Source organism: Micromonospora sp. NPDC023814, assembly GCF_040639595.1.
In the GTDB taxonomy this organism is placed as follows: domain Bacteria; phylum Actinomycetota; class Actinomycetes; order Mycobacteriales; family Micromonosporaceae; genus Micromonospora.
In genome coordinates, this window is record NZ_JBFAAF010000063.1 from 32076 (window position 1) to 43493 (window position 11418).

Genomic DNA, 11418 nt, shown 5'->3' on the forward strand with positions numbered 1-11418 from the left:
GGTGGGAACGATTCTGACGAACGCCCCGGCTGAGCCGGTGGGCACCGTCGCCTACGCGACGGCGGACGGGCTGCTGGGCAGCGTCTGGCTGCTGGTGGCGATCCCGCTGGTCAGCGCGGCGATCCTGCTGCTGCTCGGCCGGCGGGCGGACCGCTGGGGGCACTGGCTCGGGGTGGCCGCCATCGGCGCCGCGTTCGTGTTGGGCCTGACCTACTTCTTCCAGCTGCGTGGCCTGGAGAACAAGTCGGTCGAGCTGAGCCTGTGGGACTTCATCACGGTCGGCGACCTGCGGGTGGACTTCGGCCTGCTCTTCGACCCGCTGGCCGCCGTCTTCGTGCTGCTGATCACCGGGGTGGGTTTCCTGATCCACCTCTACGCGGTCGAGTACATGGCGCACGACGCGGGGCGCCGGCGGTTCTTCGGGTACTTCAACCTGTTCGTCGCCGCCATGCTCCTGCTGGTGCTCGGCAACAACTACGTGATGCTCTACTTCGGCTGGGAGGGCGTCGGTCTGGCGTCGTACCTGCTGATCTCCTTCTGGTACGAGCGGCCGAGCGCCGCCACGGCCGGCAAGAAGGCGTTCCTGATGAACCGGGTCGGCGACGCCGGCCTGGCGATCGGCATCTTCATCATGTTCGCCACCCTCGGCACCACCCAGTACGACGAGGTCTTCAACGGCGTCGGCTCGCTGACCGCGACCACGGTGCTGGTGCTCGGCCTGCTGCTGCTGCTCGGCGCGACCGGCAAGTCCGGCCAGTTCCCGCTCCAGGCATGGCTGCCGGACGCGATGGAGGGTCCGACCCCGGTGTCGGCGCTCATCCACGCCGCCACCATGGTCACGGCGGGCGTCTACCTGATCGCCCGCTCCAACCCGATCTTCTCGGCCAACTCCACCCTCCAGCTCGTGGTGGTGAGCGTCGGGGCGCTGACCCTGCTGATCGGCTGTGTCATCGGCGCGGCCAAGGACGACATCAAGCGGGTGCTGGCCTGGTCGACGGTGAGCCAGATCGGCTACATGTTCGTCGGTGTCGGCCTCGGTGGGGGCGCGTACGCGCTGGCCATCATCCACCTGCTGGCGCACGGCTTCTTCAAGGCCAACATGTTCCTCGGCGCCGGTTCGGTCATGCACGGCATGAACGACCAGGTGGACATCCGCCGCTTCGGCGGGCTGTCGAAGCACATGAAGGTCACCTGGATCACGTTCATGATGGGCTGGCTCGCCATCATCGGCATCCCGCCGCTGTCCGGCTACTTCTCCAAGGAGCCGATCATCGTGGCCGCGTTCGAGCGGGAGGACTGGACCGCCTGGCTCTTCGGCGGCGCGGCCCTGCTCGGCGCCGGGCTGACCGCGTTCTACATGACCCGGCTCTTCGTGCTCACCTTCCACGGCCCGAAGCGCTGGACGGAGGACATCGAGCACCCGCACGAGTCGCCGAAGCTGATGACCGTCCCGCTGGTCCTGCTGGCGATCGGCTCCGTCGGGGCCGGCTACCTGCTCTCCACCTCGGTGCCGGACTGGCTGACCGCCACCGCCGGGCTGGGCGGCCAGGAGGCCGAGCACCACCCGGTGCTCTCGCACGCCGTGGTCACGATCCTGTCGATCCTGGTGACCGTGCTCGGTGCCGGGCTGGCCTGGTTCCTGTTCCGGGGCGGCACGGCCACCGCGCCGCAGCCGGCCGGGGTGCTGGTCACCGCAGCCCGGCGCAACCTCTACACCGACGCGTTCAACGAGGCGGTCTTCGAGAAGCCGGGCATCTTCCTCACCCGGGCGCTGGTCTACCTCGACAACCGGGGCGTCGACGGGCTGGTCAACGGCCTCGCGGCGGGGATCGGTGGCGGCTCGGGCCGGCTCCGGCGGCTCCAGACGGGCTTCGTCCGGTCGTACGCCACCTCGATCCTGACCGGCGCGCTGCTGGTGGTGGCGGCGTTCCTGGCCGTCGAGGCGGGGTGGCTGGCGTGATCGACCTCTTCCAGGCGGCCGTCGTCGGCGGACCGCGCAGTGACGACGGAGGTAAGGCCGCATAATGTCCGACTTCCCGTTCCTCTCGGTGCTCACCGTGGCGCCGCTGGTCGGTGCCCTGGTGGTGGCCTTCCTGCCGCGCAGCCGGCCGGAACTGGCCAAGCAGGTGGCGCTCGGCTGGTCGCTGCTGGTGCTGGCGCTGTCGGTGGTCATGTGGGTGACCTTCCAGGTCGGTGGTGACCGTTTCCAGTTCCGCGAGTCGTACCCGTGGATCCCGAACTGGGGCGTCAGCTTCACCTTCGCCGCCGACGGCATCGCGCTGGTCATGCTGATGCTGATCGCGGTGCTGGTGCCGCTGGTGATCCTGGCGTCCTGGCACGACGCCGAGTCGTCGAAGCGGTCGGTGCCGGTCTACTTCGCGCTGCTGCTCGTCCTCGAGTGCACGATGATCGGCGTCTTCGCCGCCGCCGACGTCTTCCTGTTCTACGTGTTCTTCGAGGTCATGCTGGTGCCGATGTACTTCCTCATCGGCAGCTACGGCGGCCACCAGCGGCAGTACGCGGCGGTGAAGTTCTTCCTCTACTCGCTCGTCGGCGGCCTGTTCATGCTCGCCGCGGTGATCGGCCTCTGGGTGGTCGGCGGGAAGACCTTCGACTGGCAGGCGCTGTCCCAGGTGGACATCTCCACCGGCACGGAGCGCTGGCTGTTCCTCGGCTTCTTCCTCGCGTTCGCGATCAAGGCGCCGTTCTTCCCGTTCCACACCTGGCTGCCGGACGCCGGTGGCGCGGCTCCGGCCGGCGCGGCGGCGCTGCTCGTCGGCGTGCTGGACAAGGTCGGCACGTTCGGCATCCTGCGCTACTGCCTGCCGCTGTTCCCGGACGCGGCCAAGTGGTTCGCCCCGTGGGCGCTGGCGCTGGGCCTGATCGGCATCATCTACGCCGCGCTGCTGGCGGTGGGCCAGAACGACCTCAAGCGGCTGGTGTCGTACACGTCGATCGCGCACTTCGGCTTCATCGGGGTGGGCATCTTCGCCTTCACCACCCAGGCGGGCACCGGCGCGGTGCTCTACATGGTCAACCACGGGCTCGCCACCGGCCTGCTCTTCCTGGTGGTGGGCATGCTCATCGCCCGGCGCGGCTCGGCGCTGATCAGCGACTTCGGCGGCGCCGGCAAGCTGGTGCCGATCCTGGCCGGGGTGCTCTTCTTCGCCGGTCTGGCCTCGCTCGCGCTGCCCGGCACCGCGCCGTTCGTCTCCGAGTTCCTGGTGCTGATCGGCACGTTCACGGTGAACAAGCCGGTCGCGGTGATCGCGACGCTCGGCATCATCCTGGCCGCCGCGTACGTGCTGTGGATGGTGCAGCGCACCACGCAGGGCACGCTCAATCCGGCGCTGACCGAGGTCGACGGCATGCGGCGGGACCTCAACCTGCGCGAGAAGTTCGTGGTCGCCCCGCTGATCGTGCTGATCGTGCTGCTCGGCTTCTACCCGAAGCCGGTGACCGACGTGATCAACCCGGCCGTGCAGGCGACCATGCAGGACATCGGCAGGACCGACCCCGCCCCGACCTCGGGCGGCACCGTCCAGGAGGCGGCAAAGTGAATGAGCTGAAACTGCCGTCGATCGACTACGCGGCGCTCGCGCCGACCCTGATCATGCTGGGTGCCGCGCTGCTCGGCGTGCTGGTCGAGGCGTTCGTGCCCCGCCGGCTCCGGCACGTGGTGCAGCTCTCGTTGGCCCTGCTGGCGGTGCTTGCCGCGCTGACCATGGTGGTGCTGGCGGCGGACGAGCGGTCGATCACCATCGGCGGGGCGATCGCGGTCGACGGGCCGACGCTCTTCCTCCAGGGCGCGATCCTGGTCCTCGCCGCGATGGCGCTGCTGCTCATCGGCGAGCGCTCGGTGGAGCGGGGCGGGGCGTTCGTCGCCCAGGCCGCGGTCACCGCCGAGTCGGCCGACGACCGGCGGCAGGCCGAGGGCAAGAACGGCCTCACCGAGGTGTACCCGCTGACCACGTTCGCGATCGGCGGCATGCTGATCTTCGTGGCGGCGAACGACCTGCTGACCATGTTCATCGCGCTCGAGGTCTTCTCGCTGCCGCTGTACCTGCTCTGCGCGCTGGCCCGCCGCCGGCGGCTGTTGAGCCAGGAGGCCGCGCTGAAGTACTTCATGCTCGGCGCGTACGCCTCGGCCTTCTTCCTGTTCGGCGTGGCCCTGGTGTACGGCTTCACCGCGGGCGTCCCGGGCCGGCAGGCGGGCGTCGACTTCGCCACCGTCCACGCGGCCGTGGCGGACTCCCCGGCCAGCCCGGTGCTGCTCTTCGCCGGCATGGCGCTGCTCGCCATCGGTCTGCTCTTCAAGGCCGCGGCCGCCCCGTTCCACGTCTGGACGCCGGACGTCTACCAGGGCGCGCCGACCCCCATCACCGGCTTCATGGCCGCCTGCACCAAGGTCGCCGCGTTCGGCGCCCTGCTGCGGGTGTTCCACGTCGCCTTCGACGGGGCGCGGTGGCACTTCACCCCGGTCCTTGGCGCGGTGGCGGTGCTGACCATGCTCATCGGCGCGGTGCTGGCGGTCACCCAGACCGACATCAAGCGGCTGCTGGCGTACTCCTCGATCGCCAACGCCGGCTACCTGCTGGTGGGCGTGCTGGCGCCGAGCGCCGACGGGGTCTCCGGGACGATGTTCTACCTGGTCGCGTACGGCTTCTCGGTGCTCGCCGCGTTCGCCGTGGTGACCCTGGTGCGCGACGCCGACGGGGAGGCCACCCACCTGTCCCGCTGGGCCGGGCTGGGTCGGCGTTCGCCGTTCTACGCCGGCGTCTTCACCTTCATCCTGCTCGCCTTCGCCGGTATCCCGCTGACCAGCGGCTTCACGAGCAAGTTCGCGGTCTTCGGGCCGGCGCTCGACGGCGGGCAGGCGTGGCTGGTGATCGCCGGCGTGCTGACCAGCATGGTGCTGGCCTTCCCGTACCTGCGGGTCGTGGTGATGATGTGGCTCTCCGAGCCGGGCGAGTCGACGCCGACCGTCGCCGTGCCGGGCGGGCTGACCTCGGCCGCGCTGATGATCGGCGTGATCGCCACCCTGGTCCTCGGCGTCGCCCCGGCGCCGCTGCTCGACCTGGCCACCGGCGCCGCCGAATTTGTCAGATGACCGACGCTCGGGCCCGCGGGGGCCGGTACGCCACGGCGTGCCGGCCCCCGCGCCGTATCCCCCGTCCCGGGCAGGTCGGAGGGGTGTGGCATGGTTGAAGGCGTGGTGAATCCGGCTGGCGAGCGTTCAAGTGCCATCGGGTCCGGCGGCCGTCGGACCAGGGTGAGCACGAGTCAGTTCGGCGCGCTCGGCCTCTATCTCGCCGATCCCCGCGTCGAGGCGTCCGTGCTGGGCCTGCTGGAGGGCGTCGAGGTCGAGTTGCGGGCCAGTGTGGCCAGTGCCGACCCGTTCGTCACCGAGGCCGCCCGGCATCTCGTGGAGGCCGGCGGCAAGCGGTTCCGCCCGCTGCTGGTGGCGTTGGGCGCGCAGTTCGGCGACCCGACCAGCGCCCAGGTCGTGCCGGCCGCGGTGGTGATGGAGCTCACCCACCTGGCGACGCTCTACCACGACGACGTGATGGACGAGGCCGCCGTGCGCCGGGGGGCGCCCAGCGCCAACTCCCGGTGGACCAACTCGGTCGCCATCCTCGTCGGCGACTACCTCTTCGCCCGCGCCGCCGACATCGCGGCCGACCTGGGCATCGACGCCGTACGCCTCCAGGCGCGCACCTTCGCCCGGCTGGTGCACGGCCAGATCGCCGAGACCGTCGGCCCCCGCCCCGGCGACGACCCGGTGGCCCACTACCTGGACGTGATCGCGGGGAAGACCGGCTCGCTGATCGCCACCTCGGCCCGCTTCGGCGGCATGTTCGGCGGCGCCGCCCCGGAACACATCGAGGCGCTGGCCGGCTACGGCGAGACCATCGGGGTGGCCTTCCAGCTCTCCGACGACCTGCTCGACATCGCGTCGGAGTCGGTGGAGTCGGGCAAGACGCCCGGCACCGACCTGCGTGAGGGCGTGCCGACCCTGCCGGTGCTCTACGCGCTCGCCTCGGACGACGCCGACGCCGCCTCGGTGCGGCTGCGGGAGATCCTGGCCACCGGCCCGCTGACCGACGACGACCTGCACGCCGAGGCGCTCGGCCTGCTCCGCGAGAGCCCGGCGCTCAAGCGGGCCCGGGAGACGGTCCGCAGCTACGCCGAGGAGGCCCGGGAGCAGCTCGCGCCGCTCCCGGAGGGCCCGGCCCGCCGCGCCCTGGAATCCCTCTGCGACTACATCGCCGACCGCACGAGCTGACGCCCGTCCCGGCCGCCCCGGAGCCGGGGCGGCCCGGTGCGGCCGGTCAGTCGTGCTCGTAGTACTGGACCTGGATTCCCGCTCGACGGACGATCACGTCGGCGTGGTCGCCGAACGTCTCCAGGAGCACGTCGTCGAAGCCGCCCTGCTCGAGAGCCTCGGCGAAGGCGTCCGCCCGCAGGTAGCGGGCCTCGTCGTGCCCTCGGTACGTCTCCCGTCTCGAGGAGGCCCAACCGCCCAGGGTCGGATGCCGGTCGGCGTATTCGCCTACGCAGAGGTCGTCCGGGTCGGCCTGCGGCCCGTCGGCGGTGGTGCGTACCCACACGTCCTGTACGCCGAAGACGCACGGCTCGCCGTCGTTGAAGTAGGGCGTGTACTGCCGCCAGCCGAACTCCGTGACGGCCTCGTCGTCGAGCAGGGCGCGCAGGAGCGGTCGCAGCTCCTCCAGGGGCCGCTGCGGGACCCGGTGGCCCTGGGTGATCTCACCCTCGACCGGGATGCCGAGAAAACTGACGTGACTCACTGGTCGCCTCCGAGCAGGGTGGAGAGGGGCAGGTCCTTGCGCTGGGCGCCGGACATCCAGGGACGGATCGGCATCCCGTCGAGGTAGTCGGCGGGGCTGGGCAGCCAGCCCAGGTCCTCCAGCACGTGCCGTTCGGCGATCAGGCGGACCGGGACGCGCTTGCGGCCGACCTGCAGGGTGTCGCCGAAGATCCGCTGGCAGAGGTAGATGCCGGCGGTGTGGTGGTACATCGCGCGGTGCCGGACGTCCCCGATGATCTGTTTGGAGGAGTCGATGAACTCCTCGATCGGCAGGTAGTCCTCCGGGGTGCCGCCCCACTTGCGCGCCGCCGACTGCGCGTGGTGCCACGAATTCATGATCGACAACTAGCCGTCGGCACCGACAGGATCGGCCCGGCCCGCTCAGTGGCGGGTGAGCAGCCGGCTGCCGGTGAGCATCAGGGCGGCGGCGGCCAGCATGGCCGCCCCGGCGGTGAGCCACATCGCGGGGTAGCCGGCGTGGGCGGCAACCCCGCCGAGGCCCAGCGGGCCGAGGCAGCCGCCCGCGTACACCCCGGTCTGGGTGATCGAGGTGGCGGCGGCCGGGGCCTGCGGGTGCAGCCGGACCACCGCGAACGTCATCAGCCCCGGCCACGCCCAGCCCAGGCCGAAGCCGAGCACCACGCCGAGGACCAGCGGCGCCGGGCCGGCGACGGCGAGCAGGCCCAGCCCGGCGGCACCGACCACGAGCATGCCGGCGATGACGGCCACGTGCCCGGCGGGGCGGCGGTCCGCCAGCCAGCCCGCGCAGACCCGCGCGGTGACGCAGACCGCGCTGCCGAGGGTCAGCGTCAGCCCGGCCAGGCCGGGGGTGAGCCCCCGGTCGACGGCGGAGTCCACCACGAAGGTGCCCAGCGCGTTCGCGGCCGCCGCGGCGAGCATCGCGGCGGCCCCGACCACCAGCAGGGCCGCCGTGGCGCGGCCGGCGCGGGCGGGCGCGGCCGTCCGGCCCGGGCGCGGCTCCCGCGCGGGCACGGCGGGCAGCGCCGCCAGGGCCGCCCCGGCGGCCACCACGAACGCCCACCGCCAGCCGGCGGTCAGCGCGACCGTCGGTACCGCCGCGCCGGCCAGCAGGGTGGAGACGGGGATGGCGGCCTGCTTCACCCCGAACGACAGCCCCTGCCGCCGCGCCGGCACGTGCCGGGCCAGCGCGGCGTTGCTGGCGAGCTGGCCGAGGGCGTTGGCGGCGGCACTGAGCGCCAGCAGCCCCACCAGCACGGCGTACGACCGGGCGAGGGTGGCGACGGCGAGCATCGCCCCGGCGGAGAGCAGGATGGCGCAGCGGGCCACCACCGCCGGCCCGTACCGGTCGACGAGCCTCCCGGAGGGCACCGACGCCAGTGCCCCGACCCCGAAGTAGACGGAGACCGCCAGGCCCAGCCCGGCGGGGGAGAAGCCGAGGTCGTCGCCCAACTGCACGGCGAGCCCGCCGACCAGGAAGACCGGCAGGACGGAGGCGATGGTGACGGCGACGGCACCGGCGGCGGCCCGGGCGGGACGGGGCGGCGCGACGTCCGGGGCGGGGTGGAGCGCGGGGCGGGTCATGGTGCGGCAAACCTACGCGAGGTCGTCTCAGGTCACGCACCGTGCCGGTGCGGGTACGCGCTGTCCGCCACGATCTGGCATCCTCCACCCGAACAGGCATTTCGCACCGGGCCTGTATTTCATATGGTGTAAGTCCCCGGCGGCGGAGGTGGTTGTGCGCGACCCCTTGGCGGAACCTTCGGATCTCATCCGGAGCGTGTCCCGCGCGCTACGAGTGCTCGAGTCGGTCGGTCGCGCCCCGAAGGGGCTGACCGTCAAGCAGATCGCCCGGCGGTGTGAGCTGACCGTGGCGACGACCTACCACCTGGTCCGCACCCTGGCCTACGAGGGCTACGTGATCCGGCGCGAGGACGGCACGTACATCGTGGGCCTGGAGGTGGCCGACCGTTACCGCGAGCTGGTGACGGCGTTCCGGGGGCCGCCGGCGGTCGGGGAGAGCCTGCGCCGGGCCGCCGTGGACACGGGCTACAGCCACTACCTGGGCCGGTTCGTGGGCGGTCAGGTGGCCGTTACGGCCGTCGCCGAGGGCCCCCGCTCGCCCTACCTGGAGGACCTGGTGCCCGGGTTCGACGAGGGGGCGCACGCGACCGCCCTGGGCAAGGCCCTGCTCGCCACGCTGACCGCCGAGCAGCGCTTCCGCTACCTGCGTGAGTACGGCATGCGCCCGTTCACCTCCGCCACCCTGACCAGCACGGAGGCGTTCGAGGCCGACCTGGCCGCCGGCGACCGGCGCGGCATGCAGCTGGAGCTGGGGCAGTTCCGGCAGGGGGTGGCGTGCGCCGCGGTGCTGGTCAGCCCCGACAAGGACATGGAGCGCCGGGTGGTGCTGGCCTGCGCCCTGCCGGCCGGCGAGATGATGACCTCCGCCCGGGTGGTCCGGGCGAAGCTGCTCACCGCCGCCCGGGCCATCGCCGACGGCCTGGCGTCGGAGAGCTGACCCGGCCGGCGGGCACCGCCGCAGCGGCCGTTCCCGGCCCGGCTCCGCCGCGCCGACCGTTCCCGGCCCGGCTCCGCCGATTCGGCTCGACGGGCGCGCCGTGCCCGGTAACGGCCGAGGGCCCTCACCCCGGCTGGGAGAGGGCCCTCGGCGGCGGTCCGGCGCCGGACCGCCCGAGGAGGAGTCAGCTGCCGACCGGCCCGCCGTCGAGACGCCAGGTCACCACCACGCCGGGCTTGGCGTAGTCGCCGTCCGGCCAGTTCGAGGCCGGCTTCTCGACCGACGCGCCGCTGATCTCACCCGGGTGCTGCACGGCCACGAAGACCGAGCGGTTGTCCCCGGTGATGAACGGGCCGCAGGCCTCCGCGCCCACCGGCACGGTCAGGAACTGCTTCAGGTGGCCCCGCTCCGGCCCCTCGACGGCGGTCGCGAAGAGACCGTCGTTGCTGCCCAGCGCGTTGCCGTCGGTGGAGATCCAGAGGTTCCCGGTGGCGTCGAACGCCACGTTGTCCGGGCAGGAGATCGGGGAGACCGCCGCCTTGTCGTACCCGCCGAAGTACGTCGACGGGTCGGTCGGGTCGCCGCAGACGATCGGCAGCGACCAGGCGAACGTCTCGGCGGAGTTGTCGCCACGGTCCTCGACCAGCTCCAGCACCTGACCGTGCTTGTTCAGGTTGCGCGGGTTGGCCTCGTCGGCGGCCGGCTTGCCGGCCTTGCCCCGGTCGGTGTTGTTGGTCAGCGCCACGTACACCTTGCCGGTGAGCAGGCTCGGCTCGACGTCCTCCGGGCGGTCCATCTTGGTCGCCCCGACCTTGTCGCCGGCGAGCCGGGTGAAGGTCAGCACGTCGGCGGCGGTCATCCCGTCGACGTACGAGCGGTTGCCGCTGACCAGCTTGATCCAGCGGCCCCGGCCGTTGAACGCGCCGTCGGTGGGGAGCTTGCCGGAACCGTCGATCTCGCCGGCGCTGGTCTGCTCCAGCTGGGCGACGTAGAGGGTGCCCGACTCCAGCAGGGTCAGGTTGTGCCTGCGGGCGACCCAGGAGTTGCCCTTCATGAACTTCTTGTCGGAGACGAACTTGTAGAGGTAGTCGAACCGCTCGTCGTCGCCCATGTACGCGACCACGTGTCCGCTGGCGGCGACGATGACGTTCGCGCCCTCGTGCTTGAACCGGCCCAGCGCGGTGTGCTTGCGCGGGCGGCTCTCCGGGTCGAACGGGTCGATCTCCACGATCCAGCCGTGCCGGTTGGCCTCGTTCGGGTGCTTGGCCAGGTCGAACCGCTCGTCGGCGCGCTCCCACTTGCGGCTGCCGCTCGGGTAACGGGCGGTGGTGGTGATGCCGTAGCGGGCCAGCTTCGGCTTGTCCGCCTCCGGCGCGCCGTCGCCGCCGACGAAGTACTGGTTGAAGTTCTCCTCGCCGGAGAGCACCGTGCCCCACGGGGTCACCCCGCCGGCGCAGTTGTTGAGGGTGCCGACGACCGTGCGGCCCTTCGGGTCGGCGGCGGTCCTCAGGGGGGCCGAACCGGCGGCCGGCCCGGTCAGCTCGAACTTCGTGGCCAGCGCCGTGATCCGCCGGTTGTACGGCCGCCGGCCCTTGGTGACCGGCCGCCACTGCCCGGTGCCCTCGACCCGCTCCAGCTCCACCACGGACATGCCGTGCGCGGCCATCGCGACCCGGAGCTGCTCCACGGTCAGCGCGTCCTGGCCGGTGAAGCCGGGGAACATCAGGTCCTCGTTGGTGTACTCGTGGTTGACCACGAGCAGCGCCCGCTGCCCGCGCCCGTCCAGCGGCAGCACCCCGACGAAGTCGTTGTTGTAGCCGAACTGCTTGGCCTGCGCGGCGGCGGTCTGGCCGTGCAGGTCGAACTCGGGCGCGCCCGGGACGACCGGGTCGCCCCAGCGGATGACGACCGCGTGGTCGTACCCGTTGGGGACGACGAAGGTGTCCAGGGTGTTCGGCGGGACCGGCTTGAAGGTCAGCGCACCGCTGCCGACGGGTCTCGTCCAGGACCGTCAGCCGGGCGGCCCGGGAGACGATCAGGTCCACCGGCTCCCCGGCGTCGATCAGCGCCCGCACGACGGCCGCCGCGT

General features: G+C 72.1%; 8 protein-coding genes and 2 pseudogenes. 5 read left to right on the forward strand and 5 right to left on the reverse strand.

Annotation, left to right across the window (positions count from 1 at the left end; translation table 11 throughout):
- The first annotated feature begins 1 nt into the window (after window position 1).
- The 4 genes from nuoL (at window position 2) to AB0G14_RS27080 (ending at window position 6286) form a co-directional block, all read left to right on the forward strand.
- Window positions 2-1960: an NADH-quinone oxidoreductase subunit L gene (gene nuoL / locus AB0G14_RS27065; RefSeq protein ID WP_357702041.1), complete on the forward strand. Its 1959-nt coding sequence runs from the start codon at window positions 2-4 to the stop codon at window positions 1958-1960.
- 64 nt (window positions 1961-2024) lie between these two features.
- Window positions 2025-3560 carry an NADH-quinone oxidoreductase subunit M gene (locus AB0G14_RS27070; RefSeq protein WP_357702044.1) on the forward strand — a complete coding sequence of 512 codons (1536 nt, stop codon included), beginning with the start codon at window positions 2025-2027 and terminating at the stop codon, window positions 3558-3560.
- Window positions 3557-5110, forward strand: coding sequence for an NADH-quinone oxidoreductase subunit NuoN (nuoN, locus tag AB0G14_RS27075; RefSeq protein WP_357702047.1), 1554 nt, complete (start codon window positions 3557-3559; stop codon window positions 5108-5110). The genes AB0G14_RS27070 and nuoN overlap by 4 nt, the downstream gene beginning before the upstream one ends.
- A gap of 90 nt (window positions 5111-5200) precedes the next feature.
- Window positions 5201-6286 (forward strand): polyprenyl synthetase family protein, encoded by a 1086-nt coding sequence (locus AB0G14_RS27080; protein WP_357702048.1) that lies wholly within the window; start codon window positions 5201-5203, stop codon window positions 6284-6286.
- 46 nt (window positions 6287-6332) lie between these two features.
- On the opposite strand, the gene AB0G14_RS27085 is transcribed toward AB0G14_RS27080, so the two are convergent.
- From AB0G14_RS27085 to AB0G14_RS27095, 3 genes are read right to left on the reverse strand one after another with little or no spacing between them, the layout of a single operon-like run.
- The gene (locus AB0G14_RS27085; protein ID WP_357702050.1) at window positions 6333-6809 is read right to left on the reverse strand and encodes a hypothetical protein; all 477 of its coding nucleotides are present in this window, start codon (window positions 6807-6809) and stop codon (window positions 6333-6335) included.
- A complete protein-coding gene (locus AB0G14_RS27090) occupies window positions 6806-7165 on the reverse strand; it encodes a hypothetical protein (RefSeq protein ID WP_357452455.1) in 360 nt (119 codons plus the stop codon). Before AB0G14_RS27090 ends, AB0G14_RS27085 begins: the two co-directional genes overlap by 4 nt.
- 45 nt (window positions 7166-7210) lie before the next feature.
- A complete protein-coding gene (locus AB0G14_RS27095) occupies window positions 7211-8392 on the reverse strand; it encodes an MFS transporter (protein ID WP_357702053.1) in 1182 nt (393 codons plus the stop codon).
- Window positions 8393-8546: 154 nt separating this feature from the next.
- Between AB0G14_RS27095 and AB0G14_RS27100 the strand changes: the two genes are divergently transcribed.
- Window positions 8547-9329 (forward strand): IclR family transcriptional regulator C-terminal domain-containing protein, encoded by a 783-nt coding sequence (locus AB0G14_RS27100; RefSeq protein ID WP_357702056.1) that lies wholly within the window; start codon window positions 8547-8549, stop codon window positions 9327-9329.
- Window positions 9330-9513: 184 nt separating this feature from the next.
- Here AB0G14_RS27100 and AB0G14_RS27105 read toward each other — a convergent pair.
- A pseudogene (locus AB0G14_RS27105) lies at window positions 9514-11322 on the reverse strand (PhoX family phosphatase); the annotation flags it as partial.
- Window position 11323: 1 nt separating this feature from the next.
- A pseudogene (locus AB0G14_RS27110) lies at window positions 11324-11418 on the reverse strand (aromatic acid decarboxylase); the annotation flags it as partial.

Bases quoted from the DNA above. Each gene is read 5' to 3' on its own strand.
- AB0G14_RS27070 (WP_357702044.1), top strand. From the start codon at position 2,025: ATGTCCGACTTCCCGTTCCTCTCGGTGCTCACCGTGGCGCCGCTGGTC.
- AB0G14_RS27080 (WP_357702048.1), top strand. From the start codon at position 5,201: ATGGTTGAAGGCGTGGTGAATCCGGCTGGCGAGCGTTCAAGTGCCATC.
- AB0G14_RS27090 (WP_357452455.1), bottom strand. From the start codon at position 7,165: ATGAATTCGTGGCACCACGCGCAGTCGGCGGCGCGCAAGTGGGGCGGC.
- AB0G14_RS27095 (WP_357702053.1), bottom strand. From the start codon at position 8,392: ATGACCCGCCCCGCGCTCCACCCCGCCCCGGACGTCGCGCCGCCCCGT.